Raw genomic sequence first — 18,782 nt, forward strand, 5'->3', positions numbered from 1 at the left:
GGGCGCGTGGGAGGGCGGGGCACCCGAGTTGGGTAGCGACACGACGCAGAGCGGATGATTCTCCGCACATCAGGCGGGAAGTGATCATTCCAACGATCACCCGCGGCCTCTGGGGGTTTTCATGGCAGCCAGGCCTCTCGTCGCCCGCCAGCCGAACGAACGGCTGCAGGCACTGATTCAGGAAGCCGGGTGCTCGAACGCCGGGCTCGCCCGGCGCGTCAACATGTGCGGGGCCGAGCACGGCCTCGACCTCCGCTACGACAAGACCTCCGTGGCCCGCTGGCTGCGCGGCCAGCAGCCACGGGGCAGGGCTCCCGGAATCATCGCCGAGGCGCTCGGCCGAAAACTCGGCCGGACCGTCACCATCGACGAGATCGGCATGGCCAACGGCAAGAACCTCGCCTCCGGCATCGGCCTGCAGTTCTCCCCGACCGTCAGCGGCGCCATCGAGCAGGTGAGCGAGCTGTGGCGGAGCGACGTCGGGCGGCGGGACTTCCTGTCCGGGGCGAGCGTCGCCGCGTCCGCGCTGGTCGAGCCGAGCAGGGACTGGCTGATCACCGGCGCCGACGCGCAGGTGGCCCGCAGCGGCGGCTCGCGCGTCGGCGTCTCGGACGTGGAGGCGGTACGGGCGACCACCGAGGCCCTCAAGGAGCTCGACCACCGCTTCGGCAGCGGCCACGTCCGGCCCGTCGTCGTGCACTACCTCAACTCGGTGGTGTCCGGGCTGATCGGGGGTTCGTACCGGGAGCCGGTCGGGCGCTCCCTGTTCGCGGCGGTGGCCCGGCTGACGGAGCTCGCCGGGTACATGGCGGTGGACACCGGGCAGCCGGGCCTTGCGCAGCGCTACTACATCCAGGCGCTGCGGCTGGCGCAGGCGGCCGGGGACCGGGCGTACGGCGGGTACGTGCTGGCGGCGTCCATGAGCCACCTCGCCGCGGAGCTCGGCAATCCGCGGGAGATCGCCCAGCTGGCTCGGGCCGCCCAGGAGGGGACGCGCGGGCAGGTGACCCCGCGGGTGGAGTCCATGTTCTACGCGGCCGAGGCGCGCGGGCACGCACTGCTGGGCGATGCCAGGGCGGCGGCGGTGCTCTCGTCGAGGGCGGTGACGGCACTGGAGCGGGCGGAGCCGGAATCCGGGGACGATCCGGTGTGGATCCGGCATTTCGACCAGGCGTACCTGGCGGATGAGCTTTCTCACTGCCACCGGGACCTGGGGCAGGCGGAGCAGGCGGCCCGGCAGGCGCAGGAGGCACTGGCCGGGCTGCCGGCCGGGAAGGCGCGGCGGCGGGCGATCGGGATGCTGCTGCTGGCGGCCGCGCAGGTGCAGCAACGGGAGGTGGAGCAGGCCTGTCAGACCGCGGGGCGGGCGGCGGAACTGCTGTCCGGGCTCCGTTCCGGTCGGGGCGCGGAGTACCTGGACGACTTCCGGGCGCGGATCCAGCCGTACCGGGAGGAGGCGGCGGTCCGCGAGTTCGCGGCGCGGCTGGAGGCGGTCGCCTAGCGGGTCGCCCGGCGGGAGGTATGTCCGTTTGTGATGTGGATCCTCCACCGAGGTGGGCCTGACGGGGAGGGCGGGGTCCGGGTAGCGTGAGGCGGCGTTCCGAAGGTTCGCAGTGTTCGGAGTAGTCGGCGAAGGAGTCCCGGTGACGGAGAACGGACAGGGGAACGCCCCGCAGGCGGGCCCGCAGCCCGGTGCGTCGTGGGGCCCCGATCCGGCGTACGCGCAGGGGCCGCAGGCCCCCGGCCGGACACCGCCCCCGCCCGTGCAGGCGGAGCCCGGACCCCCGGAGCCCGGGCACGTGCTCGGGCCCGGCTGGGAGGGCCCCGGCCGGCCGCAGGGTTACGGCTACCCGCCGCTGCCGGAGGCCGCGACCCAGTACATCCCGCCGGTCGCGGCCGGCCCGGCGCCCGGCGCGCCCGGGACGCCGTACGCCCCGCCGGTCCCGGGTGCCCCCGCGCCGCAGGCGGCCCCCGCCTTCGACGAGGCCGCGACGCAGTACATCGCGCCCGTCCCGGCGGGCCCGGCGGCCCCCGGGTACGACGAGGCGGCGACGCAGTACATCCCGCCGGTACCGGCCGGGCCGGCGGCTCCCTCGCACGACGAGGCGGCCACCCAGTACATCCCGCCGGTACCGGCGGGCCCGGGGGCCCCCGGCCACCACGAGGCGGCGACGCAGTACATTCCGCCGGTACCGGCCGGGCCGGCGGCTCCCTCGCACGACGAGGCCGCGACCCAGTACATTCCGCCGGTCATCGACGGCTTCGACGGGCTCTTCCGCGACGGCGACGGCCTCGCCGGCAGCGACGGGCACACCCAGCAGCTGCCGCCGGTCCGGGAGCCGGTGCTGCGGCAGCCGCGCCCGTACCCGCCGCGCGGGCAGCATCCGCAGCAGCCGTTCCCCCAGGGCGCGCCGGGGCAGGGGCAGTACGCACCGCCGCCCGAGCCCGAGCCGGCGCGACGCGTGCCGCCGGCGGTCATCGGGGCCGTGGTGATCGGCCTGGCCGTGGTCGGGCTCGGCGTCGGCGCACTGCTCAGCGACGGCAAGAAGCAGAACAACGACCCGGCCGCAGCGGCGGCCGCCCCCACTCCGTCCGCGGGAACCTCGGCCGCGGCGGCCGCCGAGGCGCCGGTGGACCCGGCCAAGTCCCAGGCCGTCCAGCTGGACAAGCTCCTCGCGGACTCCAACGACAGCCGGTCCACCGTGATCAAGGCGGTCGACGACATCAAGAGCTGCCGCAACCTCGGCACGGCGGCGAGCGACCTGCGCGACGCGGCCCGGCAGCGCGAGGAGCTCGTCACCCGGCTCCAGGACGTGAAGATGGACCTGCTCCCGAACCACGCGAGGCTGTCCGCGGCGCTCAACAAGGCCTGGAAGGCGTCGGCGGACGCCGACAACAGCTACGCGGCCTGGGCGGACGACGTGGCCGGGGACAAGAAGGGCTGCAAGGACGGCCGGGCCCGGAGCACGGACGACGCCGGCGACGGCAACAAGTCGAGCGCGGAGGCGACGCGGGCGAAGGAGTCGGCCGCGACCATGTGGAACACGATCGCGGCCAAGTACAACCTCACGAAGCGGGACAAGTCGCAGCTGTAGCGCACCGCGGCCCCCCCCGCCGCGGCCCGCGTCACACGCCGCGGCCGGCGGTGCCCGCCGTGCCCCGCCTCACATGGCGCGGGGGGCCTGCTCCAGGGTCCGGGTCATGTCCATCGGCTGCTCGCCCTGCTGGGCGATCAGCCGGCCGGACTGCACGACCTGGAAGGTGACGCGCCCGTTCACGATGCGCGGGAAGCCGGCGAGGGCGCGCATGTTCTCGTACCGCCAGTTCAGGTCGGGGGTCAGGCCGCCGGTCCGGACCGGGTCCGCCTGGTTCAGGGCGCGCGTCACCTTGTGCGAGGTGACGGCCTCGCCGGACTTCAGCCGCTTGAGGGCCTCGCCGAGCACGGTGTACGCGATCCAGGTGGTCTGCGTCCCGCTGTCGTCCGGGTCCACGGAGTCGTTGCCGAAGGCGTGCTCGGAGATCACCTTCCGCATCGGCTGCCACAGCGGGTCGCTCGACACCGGGTACCAGCTGGTGACCAGTGCGCCCTCGAAGGGGCTCTCCCGGCCTCCGGTGCGGTCGATGAGGGCCTGGCTGACACTGCCCAGCACGGAGGCGATCTGCGGGCTCTTCTTCTTGTCGTCGGCCCGGCGGAAGGCGTCGAAGAACGTCTCGGTGCGCTGGCCGAGGACGGCCGTCACGCAACCGCGCTCCTTGCCGCCGGAGGAACTGGCCAGGGCCTCGCGGGCCTGCGGCATGAAATCGGCGGAGTCCTCGGCAGCGCGGATGTCGGCGGCCTCGCCCGCCTTGCCGGTGCCGTCGGACTGCAGACCGGCATTGAGCAGGACCGGCATGGAGTCTCCGGCGAGGGTGTCGGGCCGGACCAGTGCCACCTGGCCGCAGGCGCGGCCCAGCTGGCGGCCGGCGCCGGCGAGGAGGACGGGCTGGCCGCCGTTGACGGGGAAGGAGAGGTTGCTCTGGAATTCCTCGGCGGAGACTCCGTACCCGCCGATGAAGGGGACGCCCTGGACCTCCAGCGGAGCCATGAAGGCGCGGCCGTGCTGGCTGTAGGAGCCGACGACGGCGACGGCCTTCTCGGCGATGGCCTTGCGGGCGCAGTCGGCGGCGCCCGACGGGGTGTTCTTCTCGTTGCAGGTGATCACGCGCAGCTTGTGGCCGTTGATCCCGCCCGCGGCATTGACCCAGCGCTCGTACGCCTTGGCCATACCGGTCATTCCCGGCATGTTGGTTGCCTTGGTGTCCTGCGGGGCGAAGGTCATGACCGTGATGGTGTCCGTGGGGCCGCCCGAGCCTCCGGGGAGCACACCGCAGCCGACGAGGAGGCATGAGCCCATCGCGGCGGCAACGGCGGTGCGGAAGCGGGGAGTTGAGTATCTCCGGTCGGTCATGTCCCAGCACCCTTCCGCCCCGCGGGTAACTGGGCAGTGAGATGGGCGTAACGGTGGGTGACATCCGGGTGAATGACGGGGGTGTGCTCCTGTGCAGGTGCTTCAAGATCGTGTCAGACCGGAACGTACGATCGAAAGCGTGACATTCGCCCAAGGTTCGATGAACTCTTCCCGACGCGGCGGCCGCTCCTCCACCATGGGCGGCATGCCCCTGAACGACATGCCGTGGTGGCGCTGGCGCAGCAACGTGCGCTCGGCGCTGCACATGCTTTCCGATCCGGCCTTCCAGAAGGAGGTCTGGCTCGCCGGCGCCGAGGGATACGGGGACGTCACCGACGCCGTCTACCGGCTCGTCGAGGACACCTGGCTCGACAGCTGGTCCGCCGAGAAGTACGTCGGCACCATCTTCCGCGACGCGCAGGAAGCCGCCCTCGTCGACGCCGCCGTGCTCCACGTCCTCCGCATCCTCCACCAGGTCGGGCCCGACGCCCCCGTCTCCGCCTACCTGGAGCACCACGCCTGGCCCGAGGCCGTGCGCGCCGCCCGCGAGGCACACGTGCGGCTGGCGCAGGCGGACGGGGAGGACCCGGATGCGGCGCCCTGTTCCCTGGAACTGCTGAGGATGCTCACCCGCCCGGTGTGAAAGGCTGTGGTGCCATGAGCGACGACCCGCAGCCCCAGGCATCCCAGCAGTACGTACTGACCCTGTCCTGCCCCGACAAGCAGGGCATCGTGCACGCCGTGTCCAGTTACCTCTTCATGACCGGTTGCAACATCGAGGACAGCCGGCAGTTCGGCGACCGCGACACCGGCCTCTTCTTCATGCGGGTGCACTTCTCGGCCGAGCCGCCCGTCTCCGTGGAGAAGCTGCGGGCCAGCTTCGCCGCCATCGGCGACTCGTTCCGGATGGACTGGGAGATCCACCGCTCCGACGAGCGCATGCGGGTCGTACTGATGGTCTCGAAGTTCGGGCACTGCCTGAACGACCTGCTGTTCCGCACCCGGATCGGGGCCCTGCCGGTGGAGATCGCCGCCGTCGTCTCGAACCACACCGACTTCGAGGAGCTGGTGCGCTCGTACGACATCCCCTTCCGCCACATCCCGGTGACGAAGGACACCAAGGCGGACGCGGAGGCGCAGCTGCTGGAGCTGGTCCGCGACGAGAACGTGGATCTCGTCGTCCTGGCGCGCTACATGCAGGTGCTGTCGGACACCCTGTGCAAGGAACTCAGCGGCCGCATCATCAACATCCACCACTCCTTCCTGCCGAGCTTCAAGGGCGCCAAGCCGTACCACCAGGCGCACGCCCGGGGCGTGAAGCTGATCGGCGCCACCGCGCACTACGTGACGGCAGACCTCGACGAGGGGCCGATCATCGAGCAGGAGGTCGAGCGGGTCGGCCACGAGGTCACCCCGGACCAGCTCGTCGCGATCGGCCGGGACGTCGAGTGCCAGGCGCTGGCGCGGGCCGTGAAGTGGCACAGCGAGCACCGCGTCCTCCTCAACGGCACCCGCACGGTCGTCTTCGCCTGACCGTCCCGGGCCGGGCAGCTCCCCGGCCCGGCAGGTCCCCGGCCGGGTGCGCGGGCCGGAGGCTAGAGGTGGCTGAGGGAGGCGGCGGCGAACAGCACGTCGCGGATCGCCTCCCGGTCGCCGTGCTGCCCGACGGCCGCCTCCTCCGGCGAGATGTGCCCGGCGGCCAGCTGGCAGAACTCCGCCCCGTCCAGAGCGATCCGCGCCACCGTGTGCTCCGCCGACGGCTTCGCGGCCGGCGAGTCCAGGGCGATGTCCCAGCTCCCGCCGCCCGAGCCCTCGATCTCCAGGTGCAGGGTCCGGCCGGGCGCGCCGGCCGCGACCAGCCCCCGCGCCGGCGCCGCCAGCCCGGCCCGGCGGCGGTGCGCCAGTGCGCTCGGCAGGAGCCGGGCCGCCAGGTCGACCATCCGGTGCAGGTCCTGCCCCGACGGCGGGTCGTAGGGGTAGTCCACCGCCTCCGCGATGTCCCAGGCGTGCACCCAGCACTCGAAGGCCCGTTCCAGGAACGCGTCCCCGAGCGCCAGCGCGAAGTGCCCGTAGTCCACGGACAGCTCCGCCACGCCCCGGCCCGCGAACGACACCGTCCGCACCAGCGTGTGGCCCTGCTCCCGCCACGGCTCGCGCACCTGCCGGGTGATCGGCTCCACCGCGGAGCCCCAGTAGCGCTCCGTACGGGCCGCCGGGCCGCGCTCCTGTTCCGCCCCCGGACCCAGCGGGTCGTCCAGGCCCAGCGCGCTCGCGATCATCCCGTCCACCGTGAGCAGGTGGCCGATCACCCCGGCGACCGTCGTACGGCGGGTCTGCCGGCGCTCCTCCTCGAACCACTTCAGCCGGACCGGGGTCTCCCACTCGGAGTCCCCGAAGTCCCGCAGCAGCGCGTCCAGCCGGGCGGTCTCCGTGTCGTACGGCCTCGCCCACGCCGGGACCGGGATCCGGGCGGGCCGCTTGACCAGGCAGTCCTCCAGCACCCGCGACCGCAGCAGCGGCTTGAGGTCCAGGCTGTCCTCCGGGTGCAGCAGCCCCACCGCGTCGCGCAGCCGCAGCGCCTCCTCGGCGCACCGGGCGCACTCGGTGAGGTGCTCCTCCACCGCCTGGATCTCCTCGGCGGAGCACGCGGCCAGCGCCCACGCGCCGAGCAGCGACTTCAGCACGGCGTGCGAGCGGGGCTCGGGGGCCCGCCCGGGCTGTGCGGGAGGTGCCGGCTCGGGGAGCGGCGGGGGCGCGCACTGCGGGTCGAGGTCGTCGGCGGGCCCGCGCGGACCCGGTATCCGGGCCGGCCCGCCGGCCTGCCGCTCCTCGCGCCCGCCGGCCTGCCGCTCCTCGCGCCCGTCGTGCTCGTCGCGTCCGCCGCGTCCATCGTCGGGACCGTTCATCGGGGCGTTCCATGTCCGGGCGGGCCGTAGCCGGGCGGGGCGGCGTCCCCCGGCGGGAGGACGTTGGCGGTCGACAGCAGCTGCAGTCCCAGGCGCAGCCGGCGCCGGGCCTCGTCCTCGCTGATCTGCAGGTCGGCGGCGGCCTGCCGGTAGTCGCGCCGCTTGAGGTACGCGAGTTCCAGGGCGGCGCGCAGCGGCGCGGGCATCGACGTGACGATGTAGTCGGCGCGGGCGGCGGCGCTGGCGCTGCGCACCTTCTGCTCCAGTTCCTCGCGCGAGCCGCGGCCCAGTTCGGCCTGGCGCAGCCGGGCGACGGCCTGGCCCTGGGCGATCCGGGCCACCCAGGATCGCAGGGAGCCCTGCTTGGGATCGTAGGCGTCCGGGTTCTGCCAGATGTAGCCGAACACCTCGCGGGTGATCCGGTCGGCGGCCGTCTCGTCGCCGAGGACCCGGTGGGCCAGGCTGTGCACGAGTGAGGCGAAGCGGTCGTACAGCTCGCCGAGCGCGGCGGCTTCGCCGCGGGCGAGCCGCTGCTGCATGCGGCGGTCCCAGCGCGGTGGTGCGTCCTTCGGCATCGTGCCCCCAGCCGTGTGTCGACGCATCGAATGTAATGGGCACGTGCTGGTGCTCGCCTGTTTTGCGGCAACCTCGCCCTGGAAGAGTGCTCTGCCGCGGCCGGTCCGTGACGGGGTGTGAACGCAGGGGCGCGGCGCGGCAGATGAGCCCGGCACATGGGCACGGATGTGCGCGCCCCGCCGCGCTTCCCGTGCGCGGGTTCGATGCGGCAGCCTCCTTGACACCTTCGCTTAACGCGCGGGCCGTGAAGGGCTTACGCTCCCGCTTGTCTTGAACTGCACCCCACCGCACACGTGAAGGCGGAACCCCCGATATGGACAGCGCAGAATACGAGCGCAAGATCGCCGCCCGGTTCGCCACCTTCGACCAGGACGGCAACGGATATATCGACCGCCAGGACTTCAGCGCGGCCGCCAAGGCGGTGCTGGCCGAATTCGGCACGGCCCCGCGCTCGGAGAAGGGCCAGGCCGTGTTCGCCGGCGCGGAGGCGTTCTGGCAGGGGATGGCCGGGATCGCGGACGTCGACGGCGACCAGCGGGTGACGCGCCAGGAGTTCATCACCGGGGCGGCGAAGCGCCTGCGGGACAACCCGCAGCGGTTCGCGGAGATCGCGCGGCCGTTCCTGCACGCGGTGATCGCGGTGGCCGACGTGGACGGCGCGGGCGTGACCCCGGCCGAGGCGGCCCGCGTCCTGCGCGTCCTGGGCACCCGGGCGGAGGTGGCCGGCCCGGTGGCGGAGGCCCTCGACACGGACGAAGACGGCCGGCTCTCGGAGGACGACCTCCTCACCGCCTTCGCCTCGTACTGCGGCGTGGAGGCCCCGGACGCCTGACCGGGGTCCGGGAGGCGGGCCCCGCCCGCGCCGCGCGGCCGCCCCGCTACGGAGCCTTCACGCCGGCGCGGACGCGGGCCGGGGCCTCGTCCCGGTCCTGGTCCGCGGCTGTCGTCCCGGCCGCGTCGCCGCGGCCCGCCTGCCGCGGCAGGCCGGGACGGGACAGGCCGACGTCCTTCAGGCGCATGGCGGGGCGCTCGACGAGGTGCCAGGACAGCGCCGCCGCGGCCAGGGTGCCGGCCACGCAGATCCCGAGGTAGGCGGCGAAACCCCAGCGGGCGCCGCCGAGCACGGCCACGGCCTGCTCCACGACGAAGCCGTAGATGTAGATGCCGTACGAGTAGTCGTGCTTGTGGCCCACCTTCCGGAAGGGCTTGGGCAGCCGGATGGCGAGCCACAGCAGCAGGTAGGCGAGGGCGGGAACGCCCAGGATGTACAGCCCGCCGTAGTGCAGGGCGGCGAGCAGGGCCAGGCCGCTGAGCACGCCCAGGGGGTCGCTGACCGGGATCCGCTCCTTGTAGACCTCGATGAGCGCGCCGATGGCGAAGGCGAAGCCGAGGTAGAAGACCCACGGCACGACGTAGCCGCCGACGACCGCCGCGGTCGCGCCCTCGCGCGCGGGGTGCTCCATGATGTTCAGCCGGGGCTCGGTGAGGGCGTCGCCGAGCACGTAGCAGCCGAGGACCGCGGTGACCGCCAGGACGGCGCGCCGTGCGCGCACCACGCCGCCGGCCCGCGCCCCGGCGAGGGCGAGGAGGGCGACGCCGAGATAGCAGAGGACCTCGTACTCCAGGGACCACAGGGCACCGTTGAAGCCGCCGTTGTGCGCGAGCCCCTTGCTCTGGGCGGTGTCGAGGATCCCGGAGATGCCCCACTGGTGCACCCGGATGGCGAAGTTGGCCTTGATGTAGTCCAGCGGGCCGTCGGCGCGGCCCAGGAAGCCCGCCAGGTCGTGATGCTGGCGCCAGTACAGGAACGGTGCGACGGCGAAGGCCGTCACCAGCAGGCACACCCACAGCCCCGGCAGCAGGCGCAGTGCCCGGTGCCACAGGAAGCGGCCGACGGGTAGCCGGTTGCCGCTGCGGGTGACCAGCATGCCGGACAGGACGAAGAACCCGAACACGGACAGTTTTCCCATGTCGGTCTGCCCGGCGGCGAAGCCGTAGCCGAACTCGCGCTGACCGAATCCGAGAACGCGTGCATGGGACAGGACCACGGCGGACGCCAGGATCAGCCGGAGCAGGCCGAGGCTGTTGTCCCGGCCTGAGAAGAGTTCCGCAACGCTTCCGTGGGACCAGCGGAAACGGCTCTGGCGGGAGTTGCGTATGCGCATGACGCCTCTCGGGAGCGGACCCGAAGGGCGCTCTGGTGGATTGAGGAAGGCTGACCATTGTGGCACGGGGTGCGTACTGCCGGGCCGGGCATTCCCGGAGGGAGTGAGACGCCCGCCACGGGGCCGCCGTCTGGCCGCCACGGTCCACCGGGGGCCGCCGGCGCGGACGGCCCCGCGGGCTCATGCGAAGCGTTCGCGGAGCTTGTACTTGAGGACCTTGCGGAGCGCCTCGTTGCGGGGCAGGGCGTCGAGGAGTTCCAGCTGTTCGGGGAGTTTGTGGCGGGCCAGGCCCTGGGCGCGGAGGTGGTCCGTCATCCGCTGCAGGGTCAGGGGGGCGGCACCCGGAGGCTGCTCCACGACGGCGCAGACGCGTTCGCCGCGCTCCGGGTCCGGCAGGCCTATCACGGCGACGTCGCCGACCTCCGGGAGCAGGTGGACGAGGTCCTCGATCTCCTTCGCCGAGATGTTCTCGCCCTTGCGGATGATGACGTCCTTGCTGCGGCCGGTGAGGACCAGGTAGCCGTCGGGGGTCAGCCGGCCGAGGTCGCCGGTGATCAGGTAGCCGTGCTCGTCGAACGGCCCCGGTGCGCCGTCCTGGTTCAGGTAGCCCCGGCAGACCGCCTCCCCGCGCAGCCGGACCTCGCCGTCCGTGCCGACGGGCAGCGGGGTGCCGTCGGGTGCGGTGATGCGGATCGACATGCGGGCGGGCGGGCGGCCCTCGGTGGTGGCGAGGTGCTCCGCCGTGTCGTCCGGTGAGCCCATCGTGATCATCGGGACCTCGGTCATGCCGTAGCCGTGGGTGAGCTGGCAGCCCAGTTCGCGGACCACGGCGTGGTACAGCTCCGGCGGTTTCGGGGCGCCGCCGCCCGCGAGCAGCCGGAGGGCGGGGAGGAGCGGCTCGGCCGGGTTCTTGCGCTGCTCGGCGAGGAACATCGAGTAGAAGGCCGTCGAGCCGCCCGCGACCGTGACCCCGTGGCGCCGGTAGCCGTCCAGCGCGTCCGGCATCGCGAACTTCTCGAAGAGCACCGCCGGGAACCCGTACAGCAGCAGCATCACGGTGTAGTCGGGGCCGGCGATGTGCGCGAAGGGGAACGCCATCGAGCCGACGTCCCGCGGCCCGAGGCGCAGGGCGTGGGCGAGGCAGGAGCCGCCCGCGATCAGCGAACGGTCGGTGTGCAGGACGCCCTTGGGGTCCGAGGTGGTGCCGGAGGTCCAGTAGATCCAGCGCACGGAGGTCCCGTCGGCAGGTGGGGCGGGCAGGACGGCCGGGTCCCCGTCCGGGAGGTCGGCGGCCCCGTACGCCCGGAAGACGCCGCGCGCCCCGAGCCGCCCGGCCATCGCGGTGTGGTCGAAGCCGCGCCAGAGGCCGGGGACGGCGAAGAACTCGGCCTTGGACTCGCGCAGTGCGAAGCCCACCTCGCGGTCCCGGTAGAAGGGGATCACGGGTGACTGCACGGCCCCGATCCGTGCCAGCGCGAAGGAGAGCAGGACCGTCTCGATCCGGGTGGGCAGCTGCCAGGCGACGACCGTGCCCGGGCGCACCCCCATCCCGTACAGGCCCGCCGCGACCCGTTCGGCGCGGTCGCGCAGTGCGCCGAAGGTGATGGTGCGGTCGTCGGCGGGGTCCGGGGCCGCCTGGATGAGGACGGGTGTGTCGGGGGTCAGTTCCGCCCGGCGGGCGAGCAGCGCCCAGAGGGTGGGGGAGTCGTCCAGTTCGCGTGCGGTGCCGGCCGGCGTCGGCGTCGTTCCCGGCATGGCTGCCCTCCGTTCGACCGGTCTCTACTGACGTGCCGTCAGATGATGGCAGAGCGTAGGGCCGGGGCGCTTGTCGGTCCAGGGGTGGCGGGGCTAGCGTGGAGTGACCGCACTTTCTGACGAACCGTCAGATCAGGCTCGATCCGGCTCCGCTCGCGGCGAGGGGGCACCGTGACTCCACCCACGAGGGAAGCCGCGGGCTTCCCGTGCCGGTGGCCGGGCCGCGTGACAGAGGACCGGCCCGGCCCTGCCGGGGACGTTCCCCGCGTCCGGCCGCCACTGACAGCGCAGCGGACCCGCCGCTTCGCGGCTCCGCCCCAAGGACTCGATTCCCCCGCCGGCAACAGCCGGTGGCCCTTCGAAAGAAGGTCTGATGGAACTGCCTCGGATCATCAGCGTCGACGACCACGTCATCGAACCCGCGCACCTCTTCGACGTCTGGCTGCCCGCCCGGTACCGCGACCGCGGACCCAAGCCGCTCACCGCCGGCATCGGCGAGCTGGAGTACCGGGGCGGCAAGTACGTGATCTCCATGGACCCCGACGGCCCGCCGACCGACTGGTGGATCTACGAGGACCTGAAGTTCCCGTACAAGCGGAACATCGCGGCCGTCGGCTTCGACCGCGACGACATGACCCTGGAGGGCATCACCCGCGCCGAGATGCGCCGCGGCTGCTGGGACCCCAAGGCCCGGCTCGTCGACATGGACCTCAACCACGTCGAGGCCTCCCTCTGCTTCCCCACCTTCCCCCGCTTCTGCGGGCAGACCTTCGCCGAGGCCCACGACAAGGAAGTCGCCCTCGCCTGCGTACGCGCGTACAACGACTGGATGGTCGAGGAGTGGTGCGGGGACAGCGGCGGCCGGCTGATCCCGCTGTGCATCATCCCCCTGTGGGACATCGGCCTGGCCGTGGCGGAGATCCGCCGCAACGCCGCCCGCGGGGTGCGCGCCGTCACCTTCTCCGAGATCCCCACCCACCTCGGCCTCCCCTCCATCCACTCCGGCTACTGGGACCCCTTCTTCGCCGTCTGCCAGGACACCGGCACCGTCGTCAACATGCACATCGGGTCCTCCTCGCAGATGCCCGCCGCGTCCCCCGACGCCCCGCCGGCCGTCCAGGCCTCGCTCAGCTTCAACAACGCCATGGCCTCGATGATGGACTTCCTCTTCAGCGGGGTCCTGGTGAAGTTCCCCCAGCTCAAGCTCGCCTACAGCGAGGGCCAGATGGGCTGGATCCCGTACGCCCTGGAACGCGCCGACGACGTCTGGCAGGAGCACCGCGCCTGGGGCGGGGTCCGCGACCTGATCCCGGAGCCGCCGTCCACGTACTACTACCGGCAGATGTTCTGCTGCTTCTTCCGGGACAAGCACGGCATCGCCTCGCTCGACGTCGTCGGCCGCGACAACGCCACCTTCGAGACCGACTACCCGCACGTCGACTCGACCTTCCCGCACACCAAGGAGGTCGCCCTCGACCACGTCAAGGGCCTCGACGAGGAGACGGTCCACAAGCTGATGCGCGGCAACGCCATCCGCATGCTCGGCCTCGACCTGGACCGCGACCGGGCCGCCGGGGGCGCCGGTCCGGCCGGGGACGCCGGGGCGGCCGGGGCGGCCGGGGCGGCGCGGTAGTGGACCTCGCGTACACGCAGGAGGAGCAGGAGTTCCGGGCACGGCTGCGCGAGTGGCTCGCCAGGGTGCTGCCCGAGCTGCCGCCGAAGCCCTCCCCCGACGACTGGCCCGGCCGGCGGGCGTACGACCTCGGCTGGCAGCGCAGGCTGTACGACGCCGGGTACGCCGGCCTGCACTGGCCCGTCGACGCGGGCGGGCGCGGTGCCACCCCCACCCAGCACCTGATCTTCCTCGAGGAGACCGAGCGCGCCGGGGCGCCCTACGTCGGCGCGAACTTCGTCGGACTGCTGCACGCCGGCCCGACCATCGCCGCCGAGGGCACCGCCGAACAGCGGGCCCGCTGGCTGCCGCCCGTCCTGCGCGGCGACGAGGTGTGGTGCCAGGGCTTCAGCGAGCCCGGCGCCGGCTCGGACCTGGCCTCCCTCCGCACGCGCGCCGTCCGCGACGGCGACGCGTACGTCGTCACCGGCTCGAAGATCTGGACCTCGCACGCCGAGATCGCCGACTGGTGCGAACTCCTCGTCCGCACCGACCCCGCCGCCCCCCGCCACCGGGGCATCTCCTGGCTCGCCATGCCGATGGACGCGCCCGGGGTGACGGTCAGGCCGCTGCGCACCCTGGCCGGGAGCACCGAGTTCGCCGAGATGTTCCTCGACGGGGTCCGCGTCCCCGTCTCCCACCGGGTCGGGGAGGAGAACGACGGCTGGCGGGTCACCATGGTCACCCTTTCCTTCGAGCGGGGCACGGCCTTCGTCGGCGAGGTGGTGGCCTGCCGGCGCACCCTGGGCGGGCTCGCCCGCGCGGCCAGGGCCAACGGCCGCTGGGACGATCCGGTGCTGCGGCGCCGCCTCGGCCGGCTCCACGCGGAGTTCGGCGCGCTGTGGCGGCTCACGCAGTGGAACGTGAGCGAGGCGATGGGGGACCCCCCTGTTGGAGCGGAGTCGAGAACCCGGGGGAGGCAGGGGGGAGTCCCCGGGGCCGGCGGGTCGGTGTTCAAGCTCGCCTACTCGCACGCGCGGCAGGAGCTGTACGACGCGGCCGCCGAGGTGCTGGGCGCGGACTCGCTCGCGCTGGACGAGGAATGGGTGCGCGAACGGCTGTCCTCCCTCTCGTACACGATCGCGGCGGGCACCTCGCAGATCCAGCGCAACATCGTCGCCGAGCGGATCCTCGGCCTCCCGAAGGGCCGGTGAGGGGCGTGGACTTCCAGCCGACGCAGGACCAGCGCGACCTGCGGGCGGGCGTACGGGAGCTGCTGGCGCGGCGGTACGGGCGCGAGGCGCTGCGGGCCGCCGTGGACCCCCCGGCGGGCGGCGGCCCGGCCGCCGCCGTGGGGGTGGACCGGGGGCTGTGGCGGGAGCTGGGAGAGGCCGGGTTCTTCGCGCTGCGGCTGCCGGAGGCGGCCGGCGGGGTCGGGCTCGGGCTCGCGGAGGCCGTGCTCGTCTTCGAGGAGGCCGGGCGGGCGCTGCTGCCGGGACCGCTGGTGGCGACACACCTGGCGGCCGGAACGGTCCCGGGCGCGGCGCAGGGCACCACGGTGGTCACGGCCTTCGACCTGGGCGGGGCGCTGGTGACGCACCTCGGGGAGGCGGACGCCGTCCTCGGGTCGGCGGTGCCCCCGGCGGCACTGCTCCGGACGGGCGAGCCGGTCCGTTCCGCGGACCCCCTGACCCCGCTGCACCGGCTCCCCGTGGCCACGGACCCCGACGGCGGGGAGCGGCCCGCCGCGCAGGTGGCTCCGTACCGCGACGAGGGCGCGCTGCTGACGGCGGCCCTCCAGCTCGGCAGCGCCCTGCGCACCCTGGAGCTGGCGGTGCGCCACGCGAAGGAGCGCGAGCAGTTCGGGCAGCCGATCGGGGCGTTCCAGGCGGTCAAACACCTGTGCGCGGGGATGCTGGTGCGCGCGGAGGTGGCCCGTACGGCGGTCTACGCGGCGGCGGTGACGCAAGACCCGGCGGAGATCGCGGGGGCGAAGCTGCTCGCGGACGGGGCCGCCGTGGGCAATGCGCGGGACTGCCTCCAGGTGCACGGCGGGATGGGCTTCACCTGGGAGGCCGACGTCCACCTGCACCTGAAGCGGGCCTGGCTGCGGGCCGAGCAGTGGCGGACCGCGGGCGAGGCGGAGGAGGTGCTGGCGGCCGATCTGCTGGCCGCTTCCGGAGCGTGACCCGGTACGCATGTCCGATTACGGAGAGTTGATATCGGTTTGTGTCCTTGGATGGGCCCCATACGGCCCGGATGCGGGGGACTGCTCCGGTACGCTCCCGGGAATGCGAGCGGTAGCGCGGCGTGAGCGCCGCACAGTATGCACCACGTTTGCATCTTCGCGCTGGAATATGCCTGAAGCGCTTGTCGTGGTGACTGTATGTCAACCATGCTGCTGCACAGAGGGGTCACGTTCGGTGATCCCGTCCTGTCACAAGGCGACGTGTCCGCCGGTTCGGATGGTGTGAACGGTGCAGGTGCTTCAGGTGCAGCTGGAGGTAGGAGCGGACCCCGCCGAGGTCGGCCGGGCCCGCCGGTGGGCCCGGTCCCGGCTGGCGGGGTGCGGGATAAAGGACGACGAGCCGCTCGCCGAGACGCTGATCCTGCTGATCTCCGAGCTGGTCACCAACGCCGTCGTGCACACCGGCTGTCCGGCCGTGCTGCGGATGCTGTTCGGCGGGCCGGGCGTGCGGGTGGAGGTCGCCGACGCCAGCGACCGGGCGCCGTCCCGGCGGCAGGCCTGCGGGGAGGACACCGGCGGGCGCGGGCTGGAGCTGGTCGACGGGCTCGCCGACCGGTGGGGCTGGCAGCGCGAGGGCGCGGGCAAGCGGATCTGGTGCGAGGTCGACCGCGCGGACGAGGCCGCCGGTCATGCCCCTGCCACCGCGGACGGCCCGCGCGAGAATTTCGGGTCGATCCGGGAACCGCGCGTGTACCTCTAACGAGGAGTTGACGGTTCGTCAACCGTTGATCACCCTGGTGTGGAGCGATTCGTCGCGAGGGGACGCCAAGGGAAGGCCTTGACGAGTGCGGGTCGCGGGGGTGGCGGCTGCCGTGCCGCGCTCGGGGCGTGCGCGACTGTACGCCGCCACCCGCTGTATCCCCCGGCGCTGCCTGCTGCCTGCTGCCTGCTGCCTGCTGCCTGCTGCCTGCTGCCTGCCGTGCTGCGTGCTCCCTCCTCCCTCCAACGGCCGTCACCGCGGCGGTGTGACCAGCCCCATCTCATAGGCCTTGATCACCAGTTGCACCCGGTCACGGGCGTCCAGCTTCGTCAGCAGCCGCGCCACATGCGACTTGGCGGTGGCGATGGAGATGAACAGGCTCTCCGCGATCTCACTGTTGGACAGGCCGCGCCCCACCAGCGTCAGGACCTCCTGCTCCCGCTCCGTGACGACCGGCACCCGCTCCGGGGCGGGCGCCGGGGCCGCGGCGAGGTCCGCTATCAGGCGGCGCGTGACGCCGGGCGCCAGCAGGGAGTCACCGGAGGCGACGACGCGGACGGCGGCCAGGATGTCGTCCAGCGCCATGTCCTTCACGGCGAAGCCGCTGGCGCCGGCGCGCAGCGCCCCGTAAACGTGGTCGTCCTCGTCGAAGGTGGTGAGGACCAGGACCCGGGAGCCGGCCGCCGCACCGTCCCGGCCGGGACGGCCGCCGGGGCGGGCGCCAGGGCGGGCGCCGGGGCGGGCGGCGGTGATCCGGCGGGTTGCCTCGATGCCGTCCATCTCAGGCATCCGGATGTCCATCACCACCACGTCGGGATCCAGTTCGGCGGTGAGGCGCACGGCCTCGGCGCCGTTCGCGGCCTCGCCGACGACCTCCATGTCCGTGGTGTCGGCCATCAGGACCCGCAGCCCCGACCGCACCAGCGGCTGGTCGTCGGCCAGCAGGACGCGGATTCTGCCGCTCATCGCTTCCCTTCCTGCACGTGATCGTCCTCGCCCTCGTCCTTGTCCTCGTCCTCTTGGCCCCTCGGGTCGGCCGGCTCGACGGGTTCGACGGGCAGGCCGGCCGCCACCCGGAAGCCGCCCCCCGGTACGGGCCCGGCCTCGAACCGCCCGCCCAGCAGAGCGGCGCGCTCCCGCATGCCGGTGATCCCGAATCCGCCGCCGGAGTGCGCCGCCACGGTACCCCGCCCATCGTCGCTGATCTCCAGGGCCAGTTCCCCGTGCCCGTATCCGACGGCCACCCGGCAGGTGGCCGCCCCGGCGTGCCGGACGACGTTGGTCAGGGACTCCTGCACGATCCGGTACGCGGCCAGCTCGATGTCCTGCGGCAGGGGCCGCCGTTCCCCCGACCGGACGACCTCGATCTCGACCCCGGTGTCGCTCGCGGTCGCAGCGGCGAGCTGCTCCAGCCCGTCGAGGCCGGGCGTGGGGGTCAGCGGGGCGGGTTCGCTGCGGCGCAGCGCCACCAGCGTGCGGCGCAGGCTGGCCAGGGTCTCCCGGCTGGTGGCCTCGATCGCCTGCAGGGCTTCGCGGGCCTGCCCGGGCTGCCGGTCGATGACGCGGCTGCCGACGCCGGCCTGGATGGCGATGATGCCGATGCTGTGGGCGACCAGGTCGTGCAGCTCGCGGGCGATGCGCAGCCGCTCCTCGGCGAGGGCCTGCTCGGTGGCGCGGGCCTGTTCCTGTGCGGCGGACTCGCGGCCGCGCCGCACCGAGTCGCCGATCAGCCAGGCGGCCACGACGATCGGCAGCTGGATCTGGGACAGCAGGGTCGCGCCGCCGAACGGGTAACCGTCAGGCTGCGCCAGAAGCGCAGGGTCGCCGGGCAGGGGCATGCCGTGCTGGTCGAGAAGGGTGGGGTCGAGGGGCGCGGGTGCGCCGAACTGGCCGAGGACCAGGAGCAGCACGGTGATCGCGAGCGCGGTCACCGCGGTCCGGCGGGGCCGGGTCGCCGCAGCCGTGCCGAGTGCGGCGGCTGCCGGCACCACCGCGGCGATCGTCAGCCCGGGAGTGACCGTGACGAAGAGCAGGGCGGCGTCGACGCACAGCATCAGGCCGAGCGTCACGAGCGGCGCCCGCCGCACGAGGACCACGGCGGCCGCGATCCCGCATACGGCGAGGAGCGGGCCCGGCGTGAACAACTGGTCGCCGTGCCCGAGCGGCACGCGCATCACGAGGTTGGAGAGCACGAGCGTGACCAGCCCGGCTCCGCCCCACAGCGCCGCGGTCCTCCACCGGTGCGCCGCCCCGGCCCGGCGCGCACCGCCCGCCGCTTTCCCTGATGAGGTGTCCATGGCGCGACCCTAACCAGCGCCGCAGGAGCGGGACATCGGCCCGCAGGCTGCATCCCCGAGGCGGATCGGTTGCAG

16 protein-coding genes are annotated in these 18,782 nt (G+C 73.4%); 9 read left to right on the forward strand and 7 right to left on the reverse strand.

From position 1 onward, the window contains the following. Positions 1-121: 121 nt before the first annotated feature. Both HYE82_RS13115 and HYE82_RS13120 read left to right on the forward strand, forming a co-directional pair. The gene (locus tag HYE82_RS13115; protein ID WP_179174185.1) at positions 122-1,501 is read left to right on the forward strand and encodes a transcriptional regulator; all 1,380 of its coding nucleotides are present in this window, start codon (positions 122-124) and stop codon (positions 1,499-1,501) included. Between the two features lie 142 nt (positions 1,502-1,643). Beyond that, positions 1,644-3,095, forward strand: a complete 1,452-nt coding sequence (locus HYE82_RS13120) for a proline-rich domain-containing protein (RefSeq protein WP_309144300.1) — start codon at positions 1,644-1,646, stop codon at positions 3,093-3,095. Between the two features lie 69 nt (positions 3,096-3,164). Here the strand turns inward: HYE82_RS13120 and HYE82_RS13125 are convergent, their stop codons facing one another. After that, on the reverse strand, positions 3,165-4,448 hold the full coding sequence (locus tag HYE82_RS13125; RefSeq protein WP_179174186.1) for an ABC transporter substrate-binding protein: 1,284 nt from the start codon (positions 4,446-4,448) through the stop codon (positions 3,165-3,167). 160 nt (positions 4,449-4,608) lie between these two features. Here HYE82_RS13125 and HYE82_RS13130 point away from each other — a divergent pair, with 160 nt between their 5' ends. Beyond that, on the forward strand, positions 4,609-5,091 hold the full coding sequence (locus HYE82_RS13130; protein ID WP_179174187.1) for a hypothetical protein: 483 nt from the start codon (positions 4,609-4,611) through the stop codon (positions 5,089-5,091). 14 nt (positions 5,092-5,105) lie between these two features. After that, a complete protein-coding gene (purU, locus tag HYE82_RS13135) occupies positions 5,106-5,981 on the forward strand; it encodes a formyltetrahydrofolate deformylase (RefSeq protein WP_179174188.1) in 876 nt (291 codons plus the stop codon). 62 nt (positions 5,982-6,043) lie between these two features. On the opposite strand, the gene HYE82_RS13140 is transcribed toward purU, so the two are convergent. Then, on the reverse strand, positions 6,044-7,354 hold the full coding sequence (locus HYE82_RS13140) for a zf-HC2 domain-containing protein (RefSeq protein ID WP_179174189.1): 1,311 nt from the start codon (positions 7,352-7,354) through the stop codon (positions 6,044-6,046). After that, positions 7,351-7,929 (reverse strand): sigma-70 family RNA polymerase sigma factor, encoded by a 579-nt coding sequence (locus HYE82_RS13145; protein WP_179174190.1) that lies wholly within the window; start codon positions 7,927-7,929, stop codon positions 7,351-7,353. Before HYE82_RS13145 ends, HYE82_RS13140 begins: the two co-directional genes overlap by 4 nt. A 314-nt stretch (positions 7,930-8,243) precedes the next feature. On the opposite strand from HYE82_RS13145, the gene HYE82_RS13150 reads away from it, so the two are divergent. Next, a complete protein-coding gene (locus HYE82_RS13150) occupies positions 8,244-8,762 on the forward strand; it encodes an EF-hand domain-containing protein (RefSeq protein WP_179174191.1) in 519 nt (172 codons plus the stop codon). A gap of 46 nt (positions 8,763-8,808) precedes the next feature. Here HYE82_RS13150 and HYE82_RS13155 read toward each other — a convergent pair whose 3' ends face one another. After that, the gene (locus HYE82_RS13155; RefSeq protein ID WP_179174192.1) at positions 8,809-10,095 is read right to left on the reverse strand and encodes an acyltransferase; all 1,287 of its coding nucleotides are present in this window, start codon (positions 10,093-10,095) and stop codon (positions 8,809-8,811) included. Positions 10,096-10,275: 180 nt separating this feature from the next. After that, positions 10,276-11,850: a class I adenylate-forming enzyme family protein gene (locus HYE82_RS13160; RefSeq protein ID WP_179174193.1), complete on the reverse strand. Its 1,575-nt coding sequence runs from the start codon at positions 11,848-11,850 to the stop codon at positions 10,276-10,278. 370 nt (positions 11,851-12,220) lie between these two features. On the opposite strand from HYE82_RS13160, the gene HYE82_RS13165 reads away from it, so the two are divergent. The 4 genes from HYE82_RS13165 to HYE82_RS13180 all read left to right on the forward strand — a co-directional run bounded on the left by HYE82_RS13165 (position 12,221) and on the right by HYE82_RS13180 (position 16,410). Next, positions 12,221-13,483 (forward strand): amidohydrolase family protein, encoded by a 1,263-nt coding sequence (locus HYE82_RS13165; protein ID WP_256987158.1) that lies wholly within the window; start codon positions 12,221-12,223, stop codon positions 13,481-13,483. Further along, entirely contained in the window at positions 13,483-14,676 is a 1,194-nt protein-coding gene (locus HYE82_RS13170) for an acyl-CoA dehydrogenase (protein ID WP_179174195.1), read from the forward strand. The genes HYE82_RS13165 and HYE82_RS13170 overlap by 1 nt, the downstream gene beginning before the upstream one ends. Positions 14,677-14,681: 5 nt before the next feature. Then, positions 14,682-15,650: an acyl-CoA dehydrogenase family protein gene (locus tag HYE82_RS13175; protein ID WP_179174196.1), complete on the forward strand. Its 969-nt coding sequence runs from the start codon at positions 14,682-14,684 to the stop codon at positions 15,648-15,650. Between the two features lie 289 nt (positions 15,651-15,939). After that, entirely contained in the window at positions 15,940-16,410 is a 471-nt protein-coding gene (locus tag HYE82_RS13180) for an ATP-binding protein (RefSeq protein WP_179174197.1), read from the forward strand. Between the two features lie 252 nt (positions 16,411-16,662). On the opposite strand, the gene HYE82_RS13185 is transcribed toward HYE82_RS13180, so the two are convergent. Continuing rightward, complete coding sequence (locus HYE82_RS13185) at positions 16,663-17,376, reverse strand: response regulator transcription factor (RefSeq protein WP_179174198.1); 714 nt, start codon at positions 17,374-17,376, stop codon at positions 16,663-16,665. After that, positions 17,373-18,707 (reverse strand): sensor histidine kinase, encoded by a 1,335-nt coding sequence (locus tag HYE82_RS13190; protein ID WP_256987155.1) that lies wholly within the window; start codon positions 18,705-18,707, stop codon positions 17,373-17,375. The genes HYE82_RS13185 and HYE82_RS13190 overlap by 4 nt, the downstream gene beginning before the upstream one ends. Between the last annotated feature and the right edge of the window lie 75 nt (positions 18,708-18,782).

The organism is Streptomyces sp. BR123, assembly GCF_013401435.1.
Taxonomy (GTDB): Bacteria; Actinomycetota; Actinomycetes; order Streptomycetales; family Streptomycetaceae; genus Streptomyces.